The sequence below is a fragment of the Delftia deserti genome, assembly GCF_042653485.1.
Classification (GTDB): Bacteria; Pseudomonadota; Gammaproteobacteria; order Burkholderiales; family Burkholderiaceae_C; genus Comamonas; species Comamonas acidovorans.
In genome coordinates this window covers 725,907-750,892 of the sequence record NZ_JBHSIH010000001.1, presented here as the reverse complement: position 1 = coordinate 750,892, position 24,986 = coordinate 725,907, and the positions used below count along the sequence as shown (strand labels likewise).

At 66.6% G+C, this 24,986-nt stretch carries 23 protein-coding genes; 11 read left to right on the top strand and 12 right to left on the bottom strand.

The features are described from left to right. The first annotated feature begins 36 nt into the window (after positions 1–36). Together ACFPFG_RS03635 and ACFPFG_RS03630 are read left to right on the top strand one after the other, a co-directional pair. The gene (locus ACFPFG_RS03635) at positions 37–1,212 is read left to right on the top strand and encodes an acetyl-CoA C-acyltransferase (protein WP_183020422.1); all 1,176 of its coding nucleotides are present in this window, start codon (positions 37–39) and stop codon (positions 1,210–1,212) included. A gap of 108 nt (positions 1,213–1,320) precedes the next feature. Continuing rightward, positions 1,321–3,165 (top strand): acyl-CoA dehydrogenase, encoded by a 1,845-nt coding sequence (locus ACFPFG_RS03630; RefSeq protein WP_197956551.1) that lies wholly within the window; start codon positions 1,321–1,323, stop codon positions 3,163–3,165. Between the two features lie 69 nt (positions 3,166–3,234). Here the strand turns inward: ACFPFG_RS03630 and ACFPFG_RS03625 are convergent, their stop codons facing one another. From ACFPFG_RS03625 to ACFPFG_RS03615, 3 genes are all read right to left on the bottom strand, one after another. After that, positions 3,235–3,699 carry a GNAT family N-acetyltransferase gene (locus ACFPFG_RS03625; protein ID WP_183020424.1) on the bottom strand — a complete coding sequence of 155 codons (465 nt, stop codon included), beginning with the start codon at positions 3,697–3,699 and terminating at the stop codon, positions 3,235–3,237. A gap of 167 nt (positions 3,700–3,866) precedes the next feature. After that, positions 3,867–4,100 (bottom strand): hypothetical protein, encoded by a 234-nt coding sequence (locus ACFPFG_RS03620; RefSeq protein WP_183020425.1) that lies wholly within the window; start codon positions 4,098–4,100, stop codon positions 3,867–3,869. Between the two features lie 14 nt (positions 4,101–4,114). Next, on the bottom strand, positions 4,115–4,969 hold the full coding sequence (locus ACFPFG_RS03615) for a hypothetical protein (RefSeq protein WP_380105104.1): 855 nt from the start codon (positions 4,967–4,969) through the stop codon (positions 4,115–4,117). Here ACFPFG_RS03615 and ACFPFG_RS03610 point away from each other — a divergent pair. Beyond that, complete coding sequence (locus ACFPFG_RS03610; RefSeq protein WP_197956549.1) at positions 4,968–5,999, top strand: P-loop nucleotide/nucleoside kinase family protein; 1,032 nt, start codon at positions 4,968–4,970, stop codon at positions 5,997–5,999. The two genes, ACFPFG_RS03615 and ACFPFG_RS03610, sit on opposite strands and share 2 nt — an antisense overlap. An 86-nt stretch (positions 6,000–6,085) precedes the next feature. On the opposite strand, the gene ACFPFG_RS03605 is transcribed toward ACFPFG_RS03610, so the two are convergent. After that, positions 6,086–8,161, bottom strand: a complete 2,076-nt coding sequence (locus tag ACFPFG_RS03605) for a 2Fe-2S iron-sulfur cluster-binding protein (RefSeq protein ID WP_380105102.1) — start codon at positions 8,159–8,161, stop codon at positions 6,086–6,088. Positions 8,162–8,207: 46 nt separating this feature from the next. Further along, a complete protein-coding gene (locus ACFPFG_RS03600) occupies positions 8,208–8,819 on the bottom strand; it encodes a glutathione S-transferase family protein (protein ID WP_380105100.1) in 612 nt (203 codons plus the stop codon). Positions 8,820–9,030: 211 nt separating this feature from the next. Here ACFPFG_RS03600 and ACFPFG_RS03595 point away from each other — a divergent pair, with 211 nt between their 5' ends. Together ACFPFG_RS03595 and ACFPFG_RS03590 are read left to right on the top strand one after the other, a co-directional pair. Beyond that, positions 9,031–9,930 (top strand): LysR family transcriptional regulator, encoded by a 900-nt coding sequence (locus ACFPFG_RS03595; RefSeq protein WP_380105098.1) that lies wholly within the window; start codon positions 9,031–9,033, stop codon positions 9,928–9,930. 161 nt (positions 9,931–10,091) lie between these two features. Beyond that, on the top strand, positions 10,092–10,481 hold the full coding sequence (locus ACFPFG_RS03590) for a hypothetical protein (RefSeq protein ID WP_380105096.1): 390 nt from the start codon (positions 10,092–10,094) through the stop codon (positions 10,479–10,481). A 69-nt stretch (positions 10,482–10,550) separates the two neighbouring features. On the opposite strand, the gene ACFPFG_RS03585 is transcribed toward ACFPFG_RS03590, so the two are convergent. Beyond that, entirely contained in the window at positions 10,551–12,563 is a 2,013-nt protein-coding gene (locus ACFPFG_RS03585) for a TonB-dependent receptor domain-containing protein (RefSeq protein ID WP_380105094.1), read from the bottom strand. Positions 12,564–12,835: 272 nt separating this feature from the next. On the opposite strand from ACFPFG_RS03585, the gene ACFPFG_RS03580 reads away from it, so the two are divergent. From ACFPFG_RS03580 to ACFPFG_RS03565, 4 genes are all read left to right on the top strand, one after another. Then, positions 12,836–13,534, top strand: coding sequence for a response regulator transcription factor (locus ACFPFG_RS03580; protein ID WP_183020432.1), 699 nt, complete (start codon positions 12,836–12,838; stop codon positions 13,532–13,534). Then, positions 13,515–14,873, top strand: a complete 1,359-nt coding sequence (locus ACFPFG_RS03575) for a sensor histidine kinase (RefSeq protein WP_312377587.1) — start codon at positions 13,515–13,517, stop codon at positions 14,871–14,873. Before ACFPFG_RS03580 ends, ACFPFG_RS03575 begins: the two co-directional genes overlap by 20 nt. Positions 14,874–14,917: 44 nt before the next feature. After that, positions 14,918–16,252, top strand: a complete 1,335-nt coding sequence (locus ACFPFG_RS03570) for a sigma-70 family RNA polymerase sigma factor (RefSeq protein ID WP_380105091.1) — start codon at positions 14,918–14,920, stop codon at positions 16,250–16,252. 180 nt (positions 16,253–16,432) lie between these two features. After that, positions 16,433–18,766: a TonB-dependent receptor gene (locus ACFPFG_RS03565; protein WP_232245848.1), complete on the top strand. Its 2,334-nt coding sequence runs from the start codon at positions 16,433–16,435 to the stop codon at positions 18,764–18,766. A 13-nt stretch (positions 18,767–18,779) separates the two neighbouring features. Here ACFPFG_RS03565 and ACFPFG_RS03560 read toward each other — a convergent pair whose 3' ends face one another. Further along, on the bottom strand, positions 18,780–20,312 hold the full coding sequence (locus ACFPFG_RS03560; RefSeq protein ID WP_380105088.1) for an MFS transporter: 1,533 nt from the start codon (positions 20,310–20,312) through the stop codon (positions 18,780–18,782). 117 nt (positions 20,313–20,429) lie between these two features. On the opposite strand from ACFPFG_RS03560, the gene ACFPFG_RS03555 reads away from it, so the two are divergent. Further along, positions 20,430–21,401 (top strand): LysR family transcriptional regulator, encoded by a 972-nt coding sequence (locus ACFPFG_RS03555; RefSeq protein WP_312377596.1) that lies wholly within the window; start codon positions 20,430–20,432, stop codon positions 21,399–21,401. A gap of 55 nt (positions 21,402–21,456) precedes the next feature. Beyond that, positions 21,457–21,960 carry a flavodoxin family protein gene (locus tag ACFPFG_RS03550; RefSeq protein ID WP_380105086.1) on the top strand — a complete coding sequence of 168 codons (504 nt, stop codon included), beginning with the start codon at positions 21,457–21,459 and terminating at the stop codon, positions 21,958–21,960. Between the two features lie 291 nt (positions 21,961–22,251). On the opposite strand, the gene ACFPFG_RS03545 is transcribed toward ACFPFG_RS03550, so the two are convergent. The 5 genes from ACFPFG_RS03545 to ACFPFG_RS03525 all read right to left on the bottom strand — a co-directional run bounded on the left by ACFPFG_RS03545 (position 22,252) and on the right by ACFPFG_RS03525 (position 24,921). Beyond that, positions 22,252–22,383 carry a hypothetical protein gene (locus ACFPFG_RS03545; protein ID WP_269670920.1) on the bottom strand — a complete coding sequence of 44 codons (132 nt, stop codon included), beginning with the start codon at positions 22,381–22,383 and terminating at the stop codon, positions 22,252–22,254. A 211-nt stretch (positions 22,384–22,594) separates the two neighbouring features. After that, positions 22,595–22,816, bottom strand: a complete 222-nt coding sequence (locus ACFPFG_RS03540; protein ID WP_380105083.1) for a hypothetical protein — start codon at positions 22,814–22,816, stop codon at positions 22,595–22,597. Then, positions 22,806–23,378: an RNA polymerase sigma factor gene (locus ACFPFG_RS03535; RefSeq protein WP_380105082.1), complete on the bottom strand. Its 573-nt coding sequence runs from the start codon at positions 23,376–23,378 to the stop codon at positions 22,806–22,808. The genes ACFPFG_RS03540 and ACFPFG_RS03535 overlap by 11 nt, the downstream gene beginning before the upstream one ends. After that, the gene (locus tag ACFPFG_RS03530; protein ID WP_197956539.1) at positions 23,375–23,596 is read right to left on the bottom strand and encodes a YgaP family membrane protein; all 222 of its coding nucleotides are present in this window, start codon (positions 23,594–23,596) and stop codon (positions 23,375–23,377) included. Before ACFPFG_RS03530 ends, ACFPFG_RS03535 begins: the two co-directional genes overlap by 4 nt. 116 nt (positions 23,597–23,712) lie before the next feature. Continuing rightward, on the bottom strand, positions 23,713–24,921 hold the full coding sequence (locus ACFPFG_RS03525) for a tetratricopeptide repeat protein (RefSeq protein ID WP_380105078.1): 1,209 nt from the start codon (positions 24,919–24,921) through the stop codon (positions 23,713–23,715). Between the last annotated feature and the right edge of the window lie 65 nt (positions 24,922–24,986).

The following is a 24,986-nucleotide window of genomic DNA, read 5'->3' as shown; positions in this document are numbered from 1 at the left end:
GCGAACCACCGCAAACCCGCCATACAAGGAATATCCATGACATCCGCCGTGATCGTTTCCACCGCCCGCACGCCCCTGGCCAAAAGCTGGAAGGGCTCCTTCAACATGACCCATGGCGCCACGCTGGGCGGCCATGCCGTGCAGCACGCCGTGCAGCGCGCGGGCATCGACCCCGCCGCCGTCGATGACGTCATCATGGGCTGCGCCAACCCCGAAGGCGCCACCGGCATGAACATCGCGCGCCAGATCGCGCTCAAGGCCGGCCTGCCCATCACCGCATCGGGCATGACCATCAACCGCTTCTGCTCCTCGGGCCTGCAGACCATTGCCACCGCATCGCAGCGCATCATCGCGGGCGAGGGCGATGTCTACGTGGCCGGCGGCGTGGAGTCCATCTCCTGCGTGCAGCAGGAAATGAACCTGCACATGATCCAGGACCTGGCCCTGGCCAAGCAAAAGCCCGAGATCTACTGGAGCATGCTGCAGACCGCCGAACAGGTCGCCAAGCGCTACGGCATAGCCCGCGACGCCATGGACGAATACGGCGCCGCCAGCCAGCAAAAGGCCTGCGCGGCCCAGGCCGCCGGCCTGCTGGACGCCGAGATCGCGCCCATCACCGTGACCATGGGCGTGGCCGACAAGGTGCGCGGCCTGATCACCAAGGAAGTGACCTGCAGCAAGGACGAGGGCGTGCGCGAGGGCACGACCAAGGAAGGCATCTCGGGCATCCGCCCCGCGCTGCCCGGCGGCGTGATCTCGGCCGGCAATGCCAGCCAGTTCTCCGACGGCGCAGGCGCCTGCGTGGTGGTCAGCGAGGACTATGCCGCGCGCAACAACCTCAAGCCTCTTGGCCGCTTCCTGGGCTTTGCCGTGGCCGGCTGCGAGCCCGACGAAATGGGCATCGGCCCCGTCTTCGCCGTGCCCAAGGTGCTCAAGAAGCTGGGCCTGACGGTGCAGGACATCGACCTGTGGGAGCTCAATGAAGCCTTTGCCGTGCAGGTGCTGTACTGCCGCGACAAGCTGGGCATTCCCAACGACCGCCTCAATGTCAACGGTGGCGCCATCGCCCTGGGCCATCCCTATGGCGTGTCGGGCCAGCGCCTGACGGGCCACGCCCTGATCGAAGGCAAGCGCCGCGGTGCCAAGCGTGTCTGCGTGACCATGTGCATCGGCGGCGGCATGGGTGCCGCCGGCGTGTTCGAAGTGCTGTAAGTGCAGGTGGCGGCTGCGGCCGCCACCGCCTGTTCCCGTTACTCCTGTTGGCCGCACGCGCTCCCTCTGGCGGCGCCTGCGGCTTCTTTTTTGATTCCGGACATCACCATGCGCCTGCGTTCCACCATCGATTTCCTGCTCTATGAATGGCTGCGCGCCGATGCGCTGGGCGAGCGCGAGCGCTTTGCCGACCATTCGCGCGACACCTTCGATGCCGTGCTCGACACCTGCGAGCGCATCGCCCGCGAGAAATACGCCCCCTTCAACCGCACCGTGGACACGCAGGAGCCGCAGTTCGACGGCGAGAAAGTCATCCTGCCCCAGTGCACCCACGATGCGCGCCAGGCCTATGCCGACTCGGGCATGCTCAGCGCCGCCCAGGACTACGACATCGGCGGCATGCAGCTGCCCTACACCGTGGAGGCAGCAGCCAACAGCTTCTTTGCGGCGGCCTCCATCAGCATCGGCTCCAACATGCTGACCTCGGGCAATGCCAACGCCATCATGGCCCATGGCACGGACATGCAAAAACAGGTCTTCGCCACCAATGAATTCAATGGCCGCTGGGCCGGAACCATGTGCCTGTCCGAACCCCAGGCCGGCTCCTCGCTGAGCGACATTGCCACCCGCGCCGAGCCCGATGGTGCCGACTTCGAGAGCGACGCCCTGGGTCCGCGCTACCGCCTCAAGGGCAACAAGATGTGGATCAGCGCGGGCGACCATGAGCTGACCGAGAACATCGTCCATCTGGTGCTGGCCAAGATCCCCGGCCCCGATGGCAAGCCCGTGCCCGGCGTGCGGGGCATCTCGCTGTTCATCGTGCCCAAGAAGCTCGTGGATACCGAAGGACAACTCACCGGCGAGCGCAACGACGTGGCCCTGGCCGGCCTCAACCACAAGCTGGGCTGGCGCGGCACCACCAACACGCTGCTGAACTTCGGGGAAGGCCGCTTTCCCGTGCGCGGCGGCGCCGGGGCCGTGGGCTACCTGGTCGGCAAGCCCGGCGAGGGCCTCAAATGCATGTTCCACATGATGAACGAGGCCCGCATCTCCATCGGCATGGCTGCCACCATGCTGGGCCTGGCCGGCTACCACGCCAGCCTGGAGTACGCGCAGAGCCGCCCGCAGGGCCGGCCGATCAAGGGGGCGCCGGGTGCAGCCGGCAAGGATGCCACGCGCCCCCAGTCGCGCATCATCGAGCACGCCGACGTCAAGCGCATGCTGCTGGCGCAGAAGTCCTATTGCGAAGGCGCACTGGCGCTGAACCTGTTCTGCGCGCGCCTGGTCGATGAGCAGCACACCGGCACGCCCGAATCCGTGGCCGAGGCCCGGCTGCTGCTGGAAGTGCTGACCCCCATCTCCAAAAGCTGGCCCAGCGAGTTCTGCCTGGAGGCCAACTCCCTGGCCATCCAGATCCACGGCGGCTACGGCTACACGCGCGACTTCCCCGTGGAGCAATACTGGCGCGACAACCGCCTGAACATGATCCATGAGGGCACGCACGGCATACAGGCCATGGACCTGCTGGGCCGCAAGGTGCTCATGGAGGGCGGCAAGGGCCTGCAACTGCTGGCCACGCGCATCAACGACACCATCGGGCGCGCCATGGCCCGGCCCGAGCTGGCCGGCCATGCCAATGAACTGGCCAAGGCCCTGCAGGAAGTCGGCGCCGCCACCAAGGCCGCATGGGCCACCGACGACCCGCAACAGGCCCTGGCCAATGCCGTGCCCTACATGCAGGCCTTCGGCCACACGGTACTGGCCTGGACCTGGCTGGACGTGTCCCTGGCCGTGCTGGACAAAGACCCGGGCCTGACCGCTCCCGCCAACGCTGGCCGCATGGCCGCCATGCGCTACTTCTTTGGCTACGAACTGCCGAAGATCGGCGCCTGGCTCAAGGTCGTGCGTGAGCGCGACATGACTTGCGCGCAGATGAGTGAAGAGGCGTTCTGAGGAACGCCGGCAGAACAGCTGCCGGAGGATGCAAAAGGCGCAGGCTTGGCGGCCTGCGCCTTTTGCTTGTCAAAGATCCAGCGCCAGGTACCGTGTCCCCGGCACAGGGTTGAAGCTCACCGGTTCCGCATCCACAAAACCCAGGTTTTCATACAGCCGCTGCGCAGCCTGGAACTCGGGCAGCACGTCCAGGCAGATGCGGCTGTAGCCTGCGTGGCGCGCAGCGTCCAGGATGCCTTCCACCAGGCGGCGACCCAGGTTCTCGCCGCGTACCGTGGGGCGCACGTAGACGCGCTTCATTTCGCCTGTCTGCGCATCCACTTGGCGCAGGGCGGCGCAGCCCACGGGCTGGCCGTCTTTCCAGGCCAGCAGCACGCAGCCCTGGGGTGCGGCGTACTTGCCGGGCAGGGCGGCGAACTCGGTCTCGAAGTCCTGGAAGTCCAGGCTCACGGTGGGACTGGCCACGTATTCCCGGAAGATGCGGACCACGGCGTCGAGGTCTTCGGGAAAGCGGGCGGGGCGTATATCGGTCATGGGTGGCAAGGGGTCAAGCCCTGTTCAAGGGCGCTGCTCAGTTGGAATGAAAGCGCACAAGGATAGGGCAAGACGCCCGGGCCACCGCCGATCCGCTACAGCATGAGCACCACGCCCAAGCACAGGGCATCGTCGTGGGCCAGGCGGGCAACGGGACAGCCCGCAAGTCACTCCTTCGGGGGCGCCTGTTCAGGGCGTTCGCACCTGCCGGTTTGCCTGGAGATCTGTGCTCCAGCTGTCAGGCATTTGTCCTTCTCGGCATGATTCAGGATCAGCGGCGCCAGCCACGCTGCCAGCAAGGCAAGCGCCAAGGGCAGCACGCCAAGCACCCACAGCATCCACTTCGCCTCACGCCGGAAATGCCCGGAGATTCCTGCGGTGGGCGATGCGGGATCCTTCATGGCGATGGCTCCGCTCAACTGCACAAGCGCAGATTGGTGCGCGCTGCCTTGAGCATGGGCAGCACCACATCGGCATCGGTGGGCGGATAGGCCTCGCGCAGTTCCTGATCCGTCTTGCCGGCTTCCTCGGCAAGCGGCGCCAGGGTCTGGCGGCAGGCGGCTGCATCGCCCGAGCGAAGCTGCGCCAGCGCCAGGTCGTTGCGCAGCCAGCCTTTGGCGACGCCGGTCAGCACCTCATCGCAGTCCTGCAGCACCGGCGCCAGCGTGGTCAGCGCCAGGCGGTAGTCCTTGGCGTCGTACGCGCGCTTGAAGTTTCTGCGCGATGCGGCAATGGCTTTGTCCGTGCAGCCGGGTGTGGGCCGAAGGTAATCGCCACCGAACCAGGCCCGCATGCCGCAGAAGTCCCGGCATGCATCGGCGGTGGCCGTGTCGACCCCGACACGCTGACCGGCAGGCGTGAAGTCCACGGCGCAGGCCGAATTCGCCATCCTGGCCCGGCCGTTGGTGATGGTGCCTTCCAATTCGCAGGTATGACCATTGGCGCCCACGGTCTGGATGTGGAACTTGCCGCCAGCCTGCACCACCAGATCGCCGCCCCCGCCTTTGCGGACATAGGTGCCTGGCGCTGGTGTGGTTTGCTGTGCACTGGCTATGCCGATGTGGCAGGCAAGAACCAAGGACGGCAGGCGAAGCAGGTGGACGGCGAGTTTCATGGGTAGGGGCTTGGGAATTGCGGTGTAGATGGTCGGCGCCGGAATTGCAGCGAGTGTATCGATGAAGACCAATGGTCTTGGCAACGCCGTTTGTCTGGTGACCGTTTGGTGCGGCGCACAGTTACATTGCTCCTCCATAAAGCCTTGGCCATTCATGGAAACCACAAAGCACATCAATCCAGACCACTATCTGGAAACCGAACAAGGTCGCCTGTTCACCCCGGAACGCAGTGCTGCCGCATGGGAGTTGGCGTACCGGGACTTGGACAAAGCACTGTCTGCCAGCTCGCCCGCGACCAAGCTCTATGTGGTGGTCGGGGTGCAAGCTGCAGGCAAGAGCAGCTGGATTCAACAGAACGCCGTAGCGTTGGGCGGTGATGCGGTGTTCTTTGATGCAGCCCTTCCGAAGGCGGTGCATCGTGAGCGTTCCATTCAGATCGCCAGATCACATGGGGTGCCGGTAGTCTGTATTTGGCTCAAAGCCGATTTGCAGACCGCCTTGCGGAGGAATACGCAGCGGCGAGCCGATCACCAAGTGCCGGAGCAGGCCATTCGCAGCGTGTTTGCCATGTTCGAGCCGCCGAGTGAGCAGGAAGGGTTCGCGGTAGTCCATATCGATGACACCGAGCCGGCCCCCGGGAGCTCCATCCAGCCCATGGGGCCGCGCCAGTTCCCGTCCCTTCAGGATCTCGACCAGCAGGTGATTGTGGGCTGGCGAGCTTGCGAGATGGCGTTGGCCGAAGGCGGCCGCTGGGATATGGATGAATCAGGTCGGCAGCACTGGGTACCTGGCGAAGCAGTCTGGAGCCATCCGCAGGTGCCCTATCTCCAGTTCATCGAGATTTGGATCCAACTGGTGGACGGACGTGTCTGGTCAATGCTTTCCCGTATCGACGATGGCAGCGGTTTTCACGGCCTGTACCTTGTGACTCCAGAGGCGTCTGAGTCGGGTCCCGGCGTGCCTGCATCCATTGGTTACCGTGACCGACTGCTGGCTGAGTTGCCCTTGGGTCTTGTGCGGATAAAAGACATGCGCCGGGATGCAGATGGCTTTGTCGTGGAGATGTGCATGCACATCGGCCAGAAAGTGGTTCGGTTCCTGTCAGGGGAGGTCTATGAGCGGGGTCAGGGCCTGTTTGAAGTCATAGAGCTTGATGAATCGATACTCGTCCAGATAGAAAGCTAGATGCAGCCAAGCATTGGGCAGCAATCGCTGATGTGTCTTTTGCCGTCGGTATGCCCTGATGTGGAAAGCGCGCGGTGACAGGCTCCTCACAACGCCAGATGCAAAGCCTCCCCCGTCCCCTGCGCAGGCACCGCACAGCAGATCAGGGCCTCGCCCGCCGGCACGGCGAAGGAGGGTGGGGATGCATAGGTCACGCCGCCTTCCAGCACGCGAGCGCGGCAGTCGCCGCAGCTGCCGCCCCGGCAGCCGAAGGCGGGCTCCAGCCCCCGGGCCTCGGCCACTTCGAGCAGGCTGCCGTCGCCGGGCTTCCAGCGCGCTTCCTTGGCCGAGTCGGCAAAGAGGATGCGGACAGGCTGTGTGGCGGGTGCAGGCAGTTCGGCGGCGGGGGCCGCACCGGCCATGGAGCGCTTCAGGGCCGAGGGACCGAAGGCTTCTGCGTGGATGCGCTCGTCGGGCACATTGCGTTCGCGCAGGCCGTCATAGGTGGCCTGCATGAAGGCGTCCGGGCCGCAGAGGTAGAAGTCGTAGTCGTCCCAGGGCAGGGTGGCTTTCAGCAGGGCCATGTCGATGTGGCCCTCATGGTCGTAGTCGCGGCCGGCCTTTGCCGCGCGAGGCTGGCTGAGCGTGCGGATCCAGTGCAGATCGCCATTGCCTGCCTTCAGCAGTTCTGCGATTTCCGCGTCAAAGGCCCGTTCGCTGCGCGTGCGAGCCGCCTGGAACAGCCAGGTGGGCCGCAGGCTGCGGGTGCGCAGGCCTTCGTGGACGATGTGGCGCAGCATGGCCAGCAAGGGCGTGATGCCTATGCCCGCGGCCAGCAGCACGGCGGGGCGGCGCAGGGCCGCATCGGCGGTGAAGCTGCCGGCGGGCGGGCGGGCCTCGACCAGATCGCCGGGCTTCAGGCCATGCAGATGGCTGGATGCGCGGCCTTGCCTCTTGACGCTGATGCGCAAGCGCCCGTCCGACGGCGCCAGCGACAGCGTATAGGTGCGCTGCAGATGGCTGCCGTCCGCCAGCGTGAGGCGCAGCGGCAGGTGCTGGCCGGCCAGGGGTGGCACCGTGGCCATGCCATCGGCAGGCTCCAGGTAGAGCGAGCGGATGGTGGAACTCTCGTCCACGGCCTGCGCCACCCGGAACGGCCGCCACTGCTGCCCCAGCCGGGCGGCGGCCAGGCGCTGGCCGGCATCGGCCCAGCTTCCGGTCATCTGCAGGTGGGGCGACCAGCCGTCGGCCGCCATGCTCCAGCGCAGCGGCAGGGCGTCGGGCCTGCGCACGATGCGGCGGGGCTTGAAGGTCCACAGCCGCTCGGCGCCCTCGAAGGCCGCGATCTCCGGGGAGTCGAGGATGACGCTGGCCTCGCCTGTCATTTGCAGCATCTCCCCGGTTTCGGAGTCGATGAACAGCAGGCCCGCCTTGGGATTGACCAGGAAGTTGCCCAGGGTCATGAAGAACAGGTTGCCCGAGAAGTCGGGGATGGTCAGCGTTCCATCGGCGTCGATCCGCACAAAGCCCGGCTTGCCGCCACGGTGGGAGACATCGACCTGGCGCAGGCCATCCTCCCCATCAACGTAGGACGCCACGTAGAACGTATCCGCCTGCGTAATCAGGGCCTGTGCGCGCGGGTCCAGCGATGCCAGTTCGACCGCCGGCACCTGCGTAGGCTCCCCGGCAGGCCGGACAAACCGGACGCTGCGGTTCTGGATATAGCGCGGGCAGTTGCCGAAGCTCTGGACCACGCCGATGTCGAAGCCACCGGCCCCATCGGCGCCTGCCCTGCGCCGCACCGAGCCGTTGAGCCGGTTGCGCCGGCGCGTCAGGGGGTCCATGCCCAGCAGGCCCACGGCATGGCCGTCGGCCAGGCCCGGCTCGGCCGGGTCGGCCGCATCGCGGCCTGCCGCCACACGCAGGGTCGATGGATCGGGAGAGCGCAGGAAGCCCGGCTCGCCGGCCCGTACCGTGGCCCAGGCGTCGCCTTGCGCATCCACGCTGCCCAGCACCACGAAATGCAGCAGTGGATAGAACTCGCGGTGCTGGTCCAGCAGGAAGGGGCGCAGGAACTTGCGGCCCGGCATGTCCATGCGGCCCACGACGCCAACGCTTTGCTGGATGGCCAGTTCGCCCGCATGCCAGGGCGATGCGGGGTTTTGCAGGGGTTGCGGGTGCATGGTGCGCTCCTTTGCCGGGGTTTCAGGGGAGGTGTGGCTCAGGCACTCAGGCCCGCAGGCCGGCCGGTGTCCGGGCAAAGGCCACAAAGCCGGGCAGCGCCTCGATGCGGACCAGCCAGGCGCGCACTTCGCGGTAGGGTTGCAGGTCCACATTGCCCTCGGGCGCGCTGGCGATGTAGCTGTACAGGGCCACGTCGGCAATCGTTGGCGTGGCGCCGGTGAGGAAGGGGCGGGTGGCCAGTTGCGCCTCGATCTTGCCGAGGATGGCGTGGGCGCGGGCTATCACTTCCTCGGCCTGGAAGGGCGCCTTGAACACCGTGACCAGCCGGGCCGCCGCCGGGCCGAAGGCAATGGGGCCGGCGGCGATGCTCAGCCATTTCTGGATCTCGGCCTCGGCCCGGGCGCCCAGGGGCATCCAGTCCTGGCGGTCCAGCTTGCGTGCCAGGTAGACCAGGATGGCGTTGGAGTCGGCAATCACCGTGCCATCGTCGTCCAGCACCGGCACCTGGCCCAGCGGGTTCAGCGCCAGGAATTCGGGCTTCTGCTGCGCGCCGCTGGCCAGGTCCACATGGACCAGCTCATGCTCCACGCCCAGCAGGCCGAGGAAGAGGCGGGCGCGGTGGGCGTGGCCGGACAGGGGAAAGTGGTAGAGCTTCATTGCGGTTCCTTGGGGTTGGTGAAGGCGCCGGTTTTCGGCGCCACGGGACGTATCCTCCTTCCCCGCCCGCATCTTTAGAATCCCTGGCGGCGGCAAGTCACTCTTGCGGGAACGCGAACAAAGCGCCGGCGCAAACCTGGGCAAACCTGGGCAGTCCTGCGCGGGCCGCCCGCAGCCGGGCAGACATACGACACAGACAAGGCAGGCACAGATGGATCGCTTCCAGTCCATGACGGCATTTCTCGCAGTGGTGGACACGGGCGGCTTCGCCTCGGCCGCACGTCGGCTCAAGGTCTCGCCCTCGGTGGTGACGCGGGCCGTCTCCGACCTGGAGGAGCGCCTGGGCGTGCGCCTGCTCACGCGCACCACGCGCTTCGTGCGCGTGACCGAGGCCGGCACGGCCTATGCCGACAGCTGCCGCCGCATCCTGGCCGAGCTGGAAGAGGCCGACGAGCATGCCGCCAGCGCCGATGCCGCACCACGCGGCCGGCTCACGCTCACGGCGCCGGTCAACTTCGGGCGCATGCACGTGCTGCCTGTGGTGCACGACTACCTGGGCCGGTTTGCCGAGGTGGACGTCAACTGCTGGTTTGTGGACCGCGTGGTCAGCTTGGTGGACGAGGGCGTGGACGTGGCCGTGCGCATAGGCGAGCTGCCCGACTCCTCGCTGCAGGCGATCCGCGTGGGCAGCGTGCGGCAGGTGCTGTGCGCCTCGCCCGCATACCTGGCCAGCCACGGCGTGCCCCAGCGGCCCGAGGAGCTAGCGCAGCACACCACCATCACCGCATCCGGCCTCACCTCCACGCCCGAATGGCGGTTTCTCGAAGGCGACAAGGCCCTGGCTGTGCGCCTGCAGCCGCGCCTCATGTCCATGACCAACGAGGCTGCGGCGGACTGCGCCCTGGCCGGGCAAGGCATCACGCGCCTGCCGCTCTACCAGATCGCCAAACCCGTGCAGGACGGCGCACTGCGCCTGGTGCTGGAGCCCTTCGAGCGGCCACCGCTACCGATTCATGTGGTGCACAGGGAAGGGCGCCATGCCGCGCATCGCGTGCGGGCCTTCATCGACATGGCGGTGGATGCGCTGCGGGAGGCCGCGTCGAGGTGGTAGCGGGCCCGGGCCGGGTTTTCCTCGGCATACTGCCGGCAAGTCCGCCTATTGAAGTCACTGCATAATCCGGACGGCTAGTCATCTTTCTACAGGCAGGCACTTTCATTCAATGACCATTGATGAATGGGCGTTAAGAGCCGGTGCAATTTCTCGATGGATCCATGAAATCCCTTGTTGCTTTTGTTTTAGTGGCGGGCAGCGCATGCCTTGTTCGTGCTGAACCGGTTTTGGACTGGAATGTTCTTGGATTCGATGCCCAGGGCAATCCCACCAAGAGTTCTCGTCACTCATCTCACAGCAGTGCTCAGAGAAAACTGAACCTGCTATGCGGCGCTGAAGCGGCAAACGGGTCTCCTTTGCCTGAGACCTTAAGCGTGCGCATTGAAGTGAGGCCCTTCTCCAGCGGTGGTCCGCAGGGAAAGCGCATCTTCCGCAGCGCTGAAATCACCTGCAATGAAGTCCGGCGCGAAAAAGATGCCTTGTCCAAATATATTCCGGTTCCCAGGGCGAGAAAGGCCGAGACCCTGCACGTTCCCAGTGTCTGGGACTGATTAATGCTCGTGCCCGTAGCTTTCTCCACCTGATGCGATGAAATCGCTCGGTCTTCTATGCCGCTACCCTCAAAACTGCGCCGTCACCCCCAAATACAAGCGCCGTCCATCCAGCGTCTTGCCGTAGTCGGCGAGGTTCACGGTCTTGTCCAGCAGGTTGTACAGGCCCGTGAACAGCTGGATGTTGGGCGTTGCCTGGTAGCTGGCGCCTATGTCCACCAGGGTGTAGGCGGGTAGCTGGGCCGTGCCGCCGTCTATGCTCCTGCTCTTGTAACGGGCCTTGCCCCAGAGCTTGATCTGGCCCGTGATGTTCCAGTCCGCGCCCAGATTGAGCATGTGGCGGGGCAGGTTGTTGAGGGGCCTGCCGGCGTCCGGTCCGCTGGCCACGTCGCTGGAGGTGAAGGTGTACGAGGTGTTGAACCGACCCCGGCCCAGCGGCAGGGCGATGGGCATGCCGTAGGCCAGCTCCAGTCCCTTGATAGTGGCCGAGCTGACGTTGACGTACTGGTTGATGCGCGAGCGCACTTCGCCGTTGTATTCGCAGGCGGGGGCGGAGGTGGGGCTGGTGCAGATGGTCTGCGTGCTGATCTTGTCCTTGAAGTCGGTTTGGTAGGCGGTGATGCTGGCGTTCACGTCCTGCGCGGGCGTCCAGTTCAGGCCGATTTCGTAGTTGGTGCTTTTCTCGGGCTTGAGGTTTTTGTTGCCCATGTCCCAGGCCGCGCCACGCGCAGCGATTTCCACGATGTTGTCGTCGGCCTGCTTGAGGGTGGGTGCCTTGTAGCCGCCGCTGATGCCGCCCTTGAGGGTCAGTGCACTGCTCAGGCGGTAGATGCCGTAAAGGCGCGGAATCCATTCGCTGCCGTAGTGCTGGTTGCGGTCGTAGCGTATGCCGCCCACGACGGAGAAGCGGTCGGTCAGGAAGTATTCGTCCTCGGCAAACAGGGCCATCTGCCAGCGTTCGAGGTTGATGTTGCGCGATCCCGGAAAGCGGCTGCCGTCATGCGCAGTCTCTTCGTTCTTGTACTCGGCACCGAACGAGACCATGTGCCGGTCCAGCGGCACGACGGTCTTGGACTGCAGGTAGGTGGCCCGGTATTCGGACTGGTAGGCGCCATTGGTTATCTGCACGTTCTCCCGCGTGATGAAGGAGCTGGTGCGGATGCGCGAGCCCCATTCGATGTCATGCGTCAGCGCGTAGTAGTTGCGTTCGTTCTGCACCGAGCCTGCGGCGCCCGTGCGGGCCGTGCGCTCGTTGTCCCCGGTGCCGCGCGTGGCCTGCAGGCCCAGGGTCTGGTTGCCGGTGAGTTTCCAGGCCAGCTTGGCGGTGATGTCGCGGTTCTCGCGGGCGGCGTAGCCGCCGGTGAACCGGTCCTCATGGCGCTTGAAGCGCGAGCCGTACAGCGTCAGGCCCAGCCGGTCCTGTACCAGCGGGCCGCTGAGGTAGAAGCGCTGCTGGCCCTCGCTGCCGGCCTGTGGGTTTTCCTGCATCGTTCCGTCCACGGTGACGCTGCCGGTCCATTGCGTGGACACCTTCTTGGTGATGATGTTGATCACCCCGCCCAGCGCGCTGGATCCGTACAGCGACGACATGGGGCCGCGAATGACCTCGATGCGTTCGATGGCCGACATGGGTGGCAGCCAACTTGTCTGCTGCGCGCCGCCGAAGCCGTTGTAGTAGGCCTGGGAGGAGCTGCCCAGGGGCTTGCCGTCCACCAGGAACAGGGTGTAGTCCTCGCCCAGGCCGCGGATATAGATCTGCGTGGATTCGATCTTGCCGCCCGCACCGCCCTCGATGGTGACGCCTGGAATGTCGAGCAGGGCATCGGTCACGTCGCGGTAGCGCTTGCCTTCCAGCTCCTTGGCTGTCACCACGGTGATGGAGGCAGGCGCGTCGGCCAGCGATTGCTCGAAGCCTGTGGCGGTCACCACCACTTCGGACAGCTTGCCTTCGCCGGCCGCCTGCTGTGCATGGGCCAGCAGCACGGTGCTGCCGCTCAGCAGACAGGCTAGGCCTTTGCCGATGAGGGTGAGCGGGTGGGCAGGGGTGCAGGCCCTGGCCGGCTGCAGGAAAGAGTCGATCACTGGTTGGCTCCGGTCGCTATTGAAAATGGGGTTGTCCGTACACGACGGCACGCGCCGCCGGGCAGGCGGTGCGGGTGATGGGTTGGGGCGCCCTCGCCCGGGCAACGGCCAGGCGGGGGCTGCGCTGCAGGCGGCTGGCTAAGCCGGCTCAGGGCTTGCGGGGGGCGCAGGTTCTGGATCTTGCGGCGTCATGGCGCTGGCCTTGCAGCTTTCAAATTTAAAATACGTCTGATTCGTATTTGTATCCGACATTCCTGATCAACGTCTGACCGATGAAGCTGCTCGTTGTTGAAGACCACCAAGATTTGCGAGCGCTGTTGCAGGCCCATCTGGAGCGCATGGGGTTCGCGGTGGATGTGGCCGCCACCGGACGGCAGGCGCTGGACGCGCTTGCCGTCGCCGACTATGAGGCCCTGATCCTGGACCTGGGGCTGCCCGACATGGATGGCATGCAGGTGCTGGCCCGCTGCGATGACCGCCGCCGCAGAACCCCCTGCATCATCCTCACGGCACGCGACGCGCTGGAAAGCCGCCTGGCCGGGCTCAATTGCGGCGCCGATGACTATGTGCTCAAGCCCTTTGACATCTCCGAGCTGCAAGCGCGCGTACGCGCCGTGCTGCGCCGTGCCCAGGGCGGCCGCGAGCCTCGGCTGAGCCTGGGCAATCTGGCCTTTGAAACCGATTCCCGCCATGCGACCGTGGATGGCAGGCACATCGATCTGCTCCGGCGCGAGGCCATGCTGCTGGAGGAGATGCTGCGCGTGTGGCCCCGCATCGTGGTCAAGGAACGCATGGAAGAGCACCTGTACGCCTCGCGCGAGAGCGTGACCCTGAATGCCGTGGAGGCGCTGATCTCGCGCCTGCGCCGCAAGCTGCGCGACGGCGGCGCCAATGTGCTGATAGATACCGTGCGTGGCGTGGGCTACCGCATGGTCTTGCCCGCTGCCGCGCATGAAGAGCACCAGTCTTGAGCGGCGCGTGCTGTTGGGGCTGGCGCTGGCCTTTGCGGCTGGCGCCGGAGCACTGTCGCTGTCGCTGTACGACACGCGCGACCAGCTGCGCCGCGTGGCGATGGTGATCCAGGCGCGGGAGATCGCCGAAGGCTTCACCATGCAAAGCGATCCGGCCCGCCTGCCCAAAAGCCATGCGGGCGGCGAGCTGTCGTACACGCTGTATTCGCCCGAGGGGAGGGTGCTCTGGTTCTCCGACAACCTCCAATCCCCGCGCCGCCTGCGCCTGCCGCCGGACGATGCGCGGGCGCCGCTGTTGCGGCTGCCCATCTACAGCGGCCAGGTTGTCAACGTGGCCGCACCGCTGGCCGATGGAGCCACCCTGATGGTGGCCAAGCGCGATGTGCTGGAGCGCCAGGCCATTGGCGATCTGCTGCACGCCAAGCTGCTGCAAAGCCTGGTCATGCTGGTGCCTGTAGGCCTGCTGGCGCTGCTGCTCATCTACTGGATGATGCGCTGGACGCTCAGGCCCGTGCAGCAGGCCGCACGTTTTGTGCAGGGCATGAAGCCAGGCCAGGTCCAGCCCATTCCGACCGCCCGGCTGCCGCGCGAACTGCTGCCGCTGGCCGAAGCCGTCAACCGCGCACTGGAGGATCTGGCGCAGTCGCTGGCCAACGAGAAGCGCCTGGTCGCCGACGCGGCGCATGAACTGCGCACGCCCCTGACCGTGCTGGACCTGCGCCTGCAAAAGGCGCGCACGGACCCCAGCCCCGATTGGCAGGCCGTGGACGGCGATGTGCGCTACCTGCGCCGCGTGGCCGAGCAGCTGTTGCTGCTGGCGCGCCAGGAGCAGGACCTGGGCGCTGGCGAGGCTGCTCGCGCCGCAGCGTCCACGCATCTCACGCGGCTGGTGAGGGAGGCCATCGCCGCAATGCTGCCGTTGTTCGAGGCCGGCTCGCGCCGCATGGAGGTGGACCTCATCGATGGCGTGCACTGCCAGGGCGACGCAAGCCTGCTGCACACCGCCATCTCCAATGTGCTCGAGAACGCCTTTCACCATGGCCAGGGAGATGTCTTGGTAGCCATGACGGCGGTTGAAGGTGACGTGATCCGCCTGACGGTGGCCGACCAGGGGCATGGCGTTCCGCCCGACCGCCAGGAAGCCATGTTCACCCGCTTCAGCAAGGCGCGGCCTGGCAGCAGGGGCGCCGGCCTGGGACTGGCCATCACCCGCAAGATATTGCGCAATGCAGGCGGGGACATCCGCTTTCTGGGCAGTCCCCATTGCGAACTGGAACTGTGCTTCAGGAGTGCATCGCATGGGGCTGTTGCGCCAGGGGCCATTGGCAAACAAAACTAGAATGATAGTCATTCTCGTTGTCGATTCCCCACCTCCCCCCGGCCATGCCCACCCCTTCCGCTTCCTGGACCGCTGCGCGCTGGCACCAGCTTTTCTGTGCCTGCCAGCAGCAGCTGGTGTCCTATCTGGCCGGCAAGACCGGCAGCCGCGACGAGGCGCAGGAACTGGCCCAGGAAACCTGGCTGCGCCTGGCCGATGCGCCGCCGCAGCTGCCCGATGGCAGCTCGCCCACGCTCGAAGCCGCGCGGGCCTACCTGTTTGCCACGGCCAAGCACCTGGCGATAGACCGGCTGCGCCAGCGTGGCGCGCAGCAGCGCTGCATGGACGACTGGGCGCAATTGCAGCCCGAGGCCGAAGGCGATGTGGCCGACCGCGCCATGTACCGCCAGGCACTGGCCGTGGTGGAGCGCACGATTGCAGACCTGCCCGAGCGCATGCAGGCCGCCTTGCTGGCCCACCGCCTGCATGGCGAGCGGCAGGCCGACATCGCCCGGCGCCTGCAGGTCTCCCTGAACACCGTGGAGCGTGACCTGATGCAGGCCGATGCCTGCCTGGAAGCCGCCTTGCTGCGTTGGCGCGGCGGGGTGGAGGCGGGCTTGCAGGCCTCTTCCAGAAAGCGGCGGCGGCGTGCCCTTGGCGCACTGCTGGGCGTGGCCGGCATGGCCTGCGCGGCCTGGCCCGCCTGGCAGATGTGGAGCCGCCGCGTGCTGTGGCAAGGTGAACTGGCCAGCGCCACGGGCGTGCAGCGCAGCCTGGAACTGCCCGATGGCAGCGTGCTGCGCGTGGACGCCGCCAGCCGCGTGGCACTGACCTACCGTGCCGACCTGCGACAGGCACGGCTGCTGGAAGGCGCCGCCTTCTTTGCCGTGGCCCGCGATGCGGCACGGCCCTTTGTGGTGGAGGCCGGCCCCCTGCGCGTGACCGTGCTGGGCACGCGCTTTGGTGTGGAACTGGAGCCCGATGCGGTGCGGGTGCAGGTGGAGTCGGGCCAGGTGCGGGTGGAGCATGCAGCCACCGGGCGCAGCCAGTTGCTGCAGGACAGCCAGTCGCTGCGCATTCCCCTGGACGGCGGGGCAGGAGATGCCGACGGCGCTGCCTGGCAGCCGCAGCTCCAGCAACGGCCCGCGGCCTGGCGCGAGGGCGAGCTGGTCTTCGAGCAGGAACCGCTGGGCCGCGTCGTCCACCGTCTGGGCCGCTACACGCGGCGCCGCCTGGTGGTGGAGGAGGGCGCGGCGCAACTGGCCATCAGCGGCCATGTGCGCATTGCCCAGGCCGAGCGCTGGCTGCGCGGGCTGCCGCAGTTCGCCCCGGTGCAGGTCAGCGTGCTGGACGACGGCGGGCTGCGGATTGCGCGGCGCGGCGGGCGCGCGGAGCCGTGAGGTTTTTTTCAGGGTTTTTGGGAGTGACTCGTATTTGCATATGAAAGGCCGGGCGCCCTGCCTGTGCCGGCGATTCGCAATGAGCCTGTCTTCCAGAAAGTCCTTATGTCCGCTCCCAAGTCCTCCCGATTCCGCCTCCGTCTCCGCCGCACAGCGGTTTTTCATGCATGTGCAGGCCTGGTGCTGGGCCTGCAACTGCAGTTGGCCGCCGCGCAATCGGTGTCCTTCGACGTGCCGGCCCAGCCGCTGGCCCAGGCGCTGAGCCAGTTCGCGCGCCAGGCGGGGCTGCAGCTCACCTACTCCTCCGAACTGGTGCAGGGCCGGCAGGCCCCGGCGCTCAACGGCAGCCACGATGTGCGCCAGGGCCTGGCGGCATTGCTGCAGGGCAGCGGCCTGCAGGGGCGCATCGAGGGCGGCACGCTGACCCTGCTGCCTGCTGCCGCCAACGCGCCGGAAAACGCGCACCGCCTGTCCGAGATCACCGTCACGGCCGGCGACCAGTATGTGAGCCTGCTGCCCGCACCCTACGCCGGCGGGCAGGTGGCCAAGGGCGTGCGCCTGGGCGTGCTGGGCAATACCGGCAACATGCAGGCGCCGTTCAGCACCACCAGCTACACGTCCGAGGCCGTGCGCAACCAGCAGGCCGGCACCATTGCCGAGGCGGTGAACCGCGACCCTTCCGTGCGCTATACCGTGCTGCCGGGCGGCAACGTGGACAACCTCTACATCCGGGGCTTTCCGATCTGGGAAGGCAACTCGGGCGAGATCGCCTTTGACGGCATCTACGGCATTGCCCCCAACTACCGCGTGCGCACCGAGTACGTGGACCGCATCGAGGTGGTCAAGGGCCCGGGCGCGCTGCTGTTCGGCATGTCGCCCAACGGCTCGGTGGGCGGCGTGATCAACATCGCGCCCAAGCGTGCCAATGAAGACGTGGCGCGGCTGACCACGGGCTGGACTTCGGACAGCCTCTGGCGTGCCCACGCCGACGTGGGCCGGCGCTTTGGCGACGAGGCCCAGTACGGCATCCGCGTGAACGCCAGCAAGTACGGCGGCGATACGTCCATGGACCATCAAAGCACCGACGGCCATGTGCTGGCCGTGGCGCTGGACTACGAGGTGGAGCGCTTCCGTGCCACGCTGGACCTGCTCTCGCAGGACGAGCGCATCGACGGCGTGGGCCGGCCCATCATGCCCACGGGGCTCACCTCCATGCCTGCTGCGCCGGATGGCCGGCGCAACGTGACCCAGCCCTGGGAATGGTCGAGGAACCGCGAGCGCGCCGTGCTGCTGCGCACCGAACTGGACCTCACGCAGCAGCTCACGCTGTTCGCCAACATCGGCCAGTCGCGCGCCGATGTGGACCGCATCTATGACTCGGCCCCGCGCCTGACCAGTGCTGCGGGCGCCACCAGCATCACGCCCACCTACGCGGTGTTCGACGTGGATCGCAGCACCATCGACGCGGGCCTGCGCTCGCGCTTTGCGCTGGCCGGTGTCCAGCATTCGGTCACGCTGCAGCTGGCCAGCTACCGCGAGGATTTTCACCGCGCGCTGCAGGCGGGCTCCACCGTGGCGTCCAACATCTATGCGCCCATTGCCCATGCGCCGCAGAGCATTGCGCGGCCTTCGGCCATTCCGCGCATCCATGACAACCGCAACACCAGCCTGGCGCTGGTGGACACGCTCTCGCTGCTGCAGGACAGGCTGCAACTGTCGCTGGGCCTGCGCCACCAGGCCATCAAGTCCACCAACTACAACGTGCTCACGGGCGGCACCGCCAATGTCTACGACGAGAGCGTGACCACGCCGGCCGTGGGCGTGGTCTGGCGCCAGGCGCCCAACTGGAGCCTCTACGCCAACTACATCGAAGGCCTGAGCAAGGGCGACATCGCGCCGCCCGCGGCCAGCAACTACGGCGAGGTGCTGCGCCCCTACAAGAGCCGCCAGTACGAAGTGGGCAGCAAGTACGACTTCGGCAGCTTCATGGCCACGGCCGCCCTGTTCAGCATTGAAAAACCCAGCGGCGGCCTGGACCAGGGCGTCTACAAGACCAACGGCGAGCAGCGCAATCTGGGCATGGAGCTGTATGCCTACGGCGAGGCCGCGCGCGGCCTGCGCCTGCTCGGTGGCGTGACCTGGCTCAAGCCCGAGATCACGCGCTCGGCCACGCCTGCGCTGGTGGGCAACCGGCCCATCGGCACCTCGCGCCTGCTGGCCAACCTGGGCGTGGAATGGGATGTGCCTGCCGCGGAAGGCCTGACCCTGGTCGGCGACCTGGCCTACACCGGCGCCCAGTTCGTGGACCAGGCCAACCGCCTGCGCATCCCGGGCTGGACACGCACCGACCTGGGCCTGCGCTATGCCACCCGCATCGCAGGCCGCAAGACCACGCTGCGCGCCACGGTGCAGAACGTGGCCGACCGCAAGGCCTGGGCCGGTGTCACGTCCTGGGGCGCCGTCTCGCCGATGATTCCGCGCACCTTCGTGGTGTCGGCTTCGGTGGACTTCTGAGGCACCGGGCGGCCTAGGCGCCTTCCGCACCTCGGCGAATGGCGGCGCTTTGCGCCGCAGGGGTTCCCTGGCCGTCACGCGCTGCGGCCTTGCGCACCGGCAGCCATCGGCAGGCAGCCAACGCCGCCAGAACCGCCAGCGCCGCGCAGCCGAAGATGGCCTGCAGCCCGTGGCCCAGCGCGGCGGTGACGGCATCGGCGTGTGCTGCCAGGGGGCTGGCCGCAGCCAGCTCCTGTTTCATCAAATGGGTGAGCAGGGCTGCCAGCAAGGCCACGCCGGCGGCGCCGCCCAGGCTGCGCAGCATGACGGGTGCCGCCGTGGCAATGCCCAGGTGCCGGGCCGGCGACACACGCTGCGCCACCACGGTGATGATGGGAAACATCAGCCCCAATCCCAGGCCCAGCGGCAGCAGTCCTGCGGAAAGGGCCAGCGGCGCCTGCGGCAGCCAGTGCAAGGCCGCAGTGATCAGCCCGAACGACAGCAGCATCAGCACGCAGGCCACCCGGGCGAGCGACGCGGCTGGCGTCTGGGCGCGCAGGCGCCGGCCGCTGCCAATGGCCCCTGCGGTGATGCCGGCCATCAGTGGCGCCAAGTGCCAGGCGGAACCGGTAGGCGACAGGTGCAGGCCGATCTGCAGATACTGCGGAAGGAAGACAACGGCCGCATACAGCGCAACGCCCGTGGACAGGGCCAGGAAACTGACCGCCGCGTAGGCCGGGTGGGCAAACAGCGACAGGGGCAGCAGCGGATGGGCGGCGCGGCGCTGGCGCACGAAGAATGCCAGGGCGAACTTGGCGCCCAGGGCCAGCAGCACCCACAGCGACAGCTGCTCTGGCAGATTCAGGTGGCTGTGCTGGGTGGCCAGCAGCAGGCTGACCAGGGCTGCGGCCAGCAACACGGCACCCAGCCAGTCGATGCGCTGCCGGGGCCGGGGCTCGGCGGCAGCCTCCGGCGCAGCCGCCCTGGCAGGCAGTGCCCATGCCAGCACCCCCCAGGCCAGCCCTGCGAGCGGCACATTCAGCCAGAACGCCCAGTGCCAGGACAGATGCTCCACCAGCGCCCCGCCCAGCAGCGGGCCGATCATGGTCGATACGCCATAGGCGGCGCCCAGCAGGCCCTGGTAGCGGGCCCGTTGTTCAGGTGCAAACAGGTCGGCAAGGGTCAGCATCGTCAGCGTCATGAGTCCGCCGCCGCCTGCGCCCTGCAGGGCACGCGCCAGCACCAGCTGCTGCAGGTCATGGCTGGCGCCACAGGCCAGGGAGCCGGCCAGGAACAGGCCGATGGCCAGCAGCAGCATGGGCTTTCTGCCCAGCACATCGGCCAGCCGGCCGTACAGCGCAATCACCACGGTGGCCGCCAGCAGATAGGCCGAGAACACCCAGGCCAGCGGCCAATGGCCCGGCAGTTCGCGGGCCATCACGGGCAGGGCCGTCGAAAGAATGGTCTGGTCCAGGGCCGCGAGGACGAGCGTCAGCACGAGCATGGCGAAGCAAAGCCGGGGCAGGTTCCGCCGACCGGGCGGGGAAGTCAGCGAGGTTGTGGGCATGGGCGTCATGGGTGTCATGGGCGTGCAGCGGCGAGGGCTTGCGTTGAGGCAACGGCCGCCAGTGTCGGGAGCGGTGTGGGTTTTGTACAGTGCAATGTATTGAACGTATGATTTCGCATGGCGAACACATACGACCTCAACCTGCTGATTGCACTGGATGCCTTGCTCAGCACCGGCAGCGTGACGCAGGCGGCCGGGCGCATGCACCTGAGCACTCCCGCCATGAGCCATACGCTGGCACGCATCAGGGAGGCGTTTGGCGATCCCATCCTGGTGCGTGCGGGCCGCAGCCTGGTGCCCACGCCGCGCGCCCTGGCCCTGGCGGAGCCGGTGCGCGCGCTGCTGGCCCAGGCGCGGGCGCTGCAGGACCCTGTCGATGCGGGAGGACTGGCGGGCCTGCGCCGCCGCTTCGTGGTGCGGGCGCCCGAAGGCATTGCCGTCGTCTTCGGTGCCAGCCTCTCGCGTGCGCTGGAGGCGGAAATGCCGCTGGCCAGCCTGCAGTTCCTGCCCGAAACCCATGCCGACCCGGGGGCCCTGCGCGAAGGCCGCATCGACCTGGATGTGGGCAGCTTTCGCAGCATGGACCCGGAAACCGAGAGCCTGGTGATATCGGAGCAGACCTTGGTGGGCGTCGTGCGCGCCGGCCATCCCCTGTTGAAGTCCGCCAGAAAGTCGCAACGGCCGAGCGCCGCGCAGTTCGCCGCCGCGCGCCACGTCGGCATCACCCAGCGCCCGGGGGAAGGCTCGCCCGTGGATGTTGCCCTGCAGGCGCTGGGCCTGCAGCGGCAACTGGCGCTGCTGGTGCCCAGTTCGTTCTCGGCACTGATTGCGGCCTCCCGCACCGACCTGGTGGCCTGCGTGCCGACACGCACGGCGCATGGCATGGCCGCATCGCTGGGACTGGTGGTGTTTGCCTTGCCCATCGACGTGCAGGTGCAGCCCATGCGCATGGCCTGGCATCCGCGCCATCAGGCGGATCCCGCGCATCAATGGTTGCGCGACTGCATTCAACGGCAGCTCGATGATCCGCAATGGATCAGGCCTTCCGTGGCGTCGCTGACGGATGGGGCCGGCAGGGGGGTTACCTGAGCCGTACCGTTGCGGGAGCGGCCCGGTTCTCCCACCATCGGTCTATGCTCGCGGTATGAACGCAAGCAAGACCCTGCTGATCGTCTACCACTCCTTGACCGGCGGCACCCGCCAGATGGCCGAGGCCGCGCGCGACGGCGCAGCGGCCGAAGGCCAGGGCGTGCAGGTGCGCCTGCTGCACGCCTCCGAGGCCGGCCCCGACGATGTGCTGTCCGCCGACGGCTACCTCTTCGCCACCCCGGAAAACCTGGCCGCCATCAGCGGCCAGCTCAAGGACTTCTTCGACCGCAGCTACTACGCGGCGCTGGATCACCTCAATGGCCGGCCCTATGCCAGCCTCATCTGCGCGGGCAGCGACGGCCAGAACGCCGCCCGCCAGATCGCCCGCATCGCCACCGGCTGGCGCCTCAAGCCCGTGGCCGAGCCCCTGATCATCTGCACCCACGCCCAGACCACCGAAGCCATACTGGCGCCCAAGCGGATTGTCGCAACTGAGCTGGAACAGTGCAGGGCGCTGGGGGAGGCGATGGGGGCGGGGCTGGCGCTGGGGGTTTTCTGAGGGTTGCCAGCATCTTGGGAGGCCTACATTTTCAGTGATCGCAATGCGGTCTTCAACTGGGACGTGGTGCGTCGGGTGAATTGCCTGAATCAGGGAAAATGGATCGCCTACAACCCACGTCATGGGCAATAAATGAACGCGAACGCGCTGAAGCGTGCGGTGCTTGGCGGAATTGTCATTATTCGGCTGAATTTTCGGGGAGCATGGTGTGAAATATGCGTGTCAAGATTGCGGTGCAGTATTTTCCAGATTGACGCAGTGGTTCGGCAGCGAATTGAAGTGCAGGGTATGTCATGCAAAATACGCCAAGAAGATGACTTTTGTTTCTTTTTTATTTATTGGTCCTCTTGCTTGGTTTTCTATCTGGCTTGGAATATGGAATAATAATCCGCTGGGGATAGTTATTTTTTTGGTGTCATGCATTGGTTATGAGTATTTCTGCATAATACAGAAAAAGATTGAATACGATGATTTTCTCGAAAGAAAATAGCCAAAAGGTTTATTTCTTGCGATTTGCATGCTGCTGTGGCTGGTATCAGATGAATTTCACCATGCAATCCACGGTTGGGCTCCTGGATATGGTGCGGGCACCTGATAACCAGTGTTTTAGGAGCGCTTTTAACAGGTCGGGAAATCAGCGTCCGGCGCCGGGGTCCTTGCCGGCTTCTTGCTGCCATGTCTGGAAAAGGCTCACCAGCCAACACGCAGGGCATCCGCGCATCAGCAGTAACGCACCGCCGAAGGCGGCCAGCCTGGGCAGCAGCGGCAGACCGTCCAGCAGCATGGCTGCCAGCAAAAGGGCCATGGCGGCTGCGCCGCGCAGCAGGTGGATGCCCACGGAGCGGCTACAGAACATCGCGTGGCTCCTGCGGCATATCGTCCTTGACCCAGTAGCCGCTGGCCAGCAGGTGCTCGCGCACCTTGGCGCGTGCGCGGTGCAGGCGGCTTTTCACTGCTTCCACACTGAGGCCGAGCTGGGCGGCGGTTTCGGGAGCGGTAAGTTCGTGCACGTCCCGCAGGATCAGCACTTCGCGGTAGGGAGGGCTCAAGCGTTCCATGGCGCGGGCCAGGTCCAGCCGCAGGCCGTGGGGGATGGGCGCAGCGGCGAGGTTCATCGGCGGTGCATCGGGCGCATCCAGCGATTCGGTGCGGCCACGGCCGTGCAGCAGGCGCCAGCATTCGCGCTCGACGATGCGGAACAGCCAGGTGGCGAAGGCCGCCGTGGCGCGCAGCGCTCCCACGCGGCGGTATAGCTGCCACAGTGCCAGTTGCACGGCGTCTTCTGCGTCCTGGGCATTGCTGCAGGTGCGCCTGGCAAAGCGCTTGAGGTCGGGTTGACAGACCGACAGCAGGCGGACTATGGCATCCCGGTCGCCCTGGCGCGCGGCCTCGATCAGAGGGGCGTCGGCGCGGATCATGGCGCAGTGTCCACGGGCTTGCGGCCGAACAGGGCGCAGGCCGGGCAGAACCCGGCCACGCCCGTGATGGCCAGCGTCGCCGCGCCGGCGATCAGCAGCCAGAACGAGGCGCTGCCGAGTGGGGTGACGCCCAGCAGTGCCACTGCGATCAAGGCGATTGCACCGGTTGCGCGCAGTGCGCGTTCCCATATCGGCAGGTTGCGTTTGAGATAGAACATGAACAGGCTTTCTGAAGGGTTGAGTCCTTGCCAGGAGACGCTGGCCGCCTAAAAGGATTCGACACTGCCTGATTTTTTAGGGTGGCTGTCTTGGTGGCCCGGTCGCCCGGTGTGGCTCAGCCGAACAGGCGCGACCAGAATCCGCCTTTTCCACCCACCTGCTGCCGGGCTCCCTGCATGTGGGCGCGTATGCCGAGCAGCTGGGCATCGTCCGGATCGTGGCGCAGGGCGATCTCGACCAGTTCAGGCTGAAGGTGCGAGGCCTTGAGCTGGCCCAGGGCCCTGAGGGCGGTGACCTTGTGCGCATGAACGAAGCTCATGCTGCGAACTTCCCATTGCGCTTGCCGTTGCTGCGGCGAAAGCTGCGCATAGCGGCGCTCGGCTTCGGCCACGATGTCGAGGACGTCCTGGTGGTGGCTGGTCTCGTTGAGATAGGCGCATGCGGTCTGCGCGCAGTCAAGATACAGGCCGGTGTCAAGCGCGTAGTCCTCCATCAGCAGCAGGGACAGGTCGGTGGCCTGCTTGCGGTTGCCCAGTTGCCGATAGGCATGGCGCAGGTTTTCCAGCAGGGCCTGGAAACGGGTCTGCTGCAGCCCGGCTTCGAGGACGGCTGCCGCCTGCTCGTACTGTTCCTGTGCGTTGTACAGCACGCCCAGGTTGTTGCAGCACATGGCATAGGTGTGGATGTCCAGCGCGGCGGGCGCGGCCTCCTGGCCGCTTGCCGGCGTGCCGGCGCTGGCGAAGCGCTCCAGACAGCGTTCGTAGAGTGTGGTCTGCAGGCGCTCGATTTCCTGCAGGGCCGCTGCATCCGTGTCGGGGCGCTTCCACTTGCCCACGGTCACGCCGGCCGTGTAGTAGTCGGGTGCCGCCGGGCCATCAGCCAAGTCGGGATAGGAAAAGATGCTGCGCCAGGGCACGGCATGCTCCATCTCGAAAATGCGGGCTTGCAAGTCCACCTGGGGCTGCAAGGCATGAGACTTGCGGTAGGCGGCCAGCGCGGGCTCGGGTTCGTCCAGCCAATAGTGGGCACTGCCCAGATAGCGGTGTCCATACGCATTGCCTGGTGACATCGCCAGTGCGCGCTGCGCCCATTCGCCCACCCGGCGCAATGCCGCACTGCGGTCCTCGGTGAATTGGTCACTGGAATCGAGATACACCAGGCACAGCATCAGCCATGACCATTCGCTGCCCTGGCCTGATTCGGCAGTGGCCTGAATGCCGGTAAAGAGGCTGGCAATCGCTTCGTTGTCCAGGTGGTTGAAAACCGTGGTGCCGGACCATAGCGCATGCATGCGCGCATGGTCGCCCTGGCTGAAGGAATTCATTCCCTGGGAAATCAGTCGGTCCATGGTCTGTTGGGGATATTGTGGAAGGCGCCATCGTATCCGCT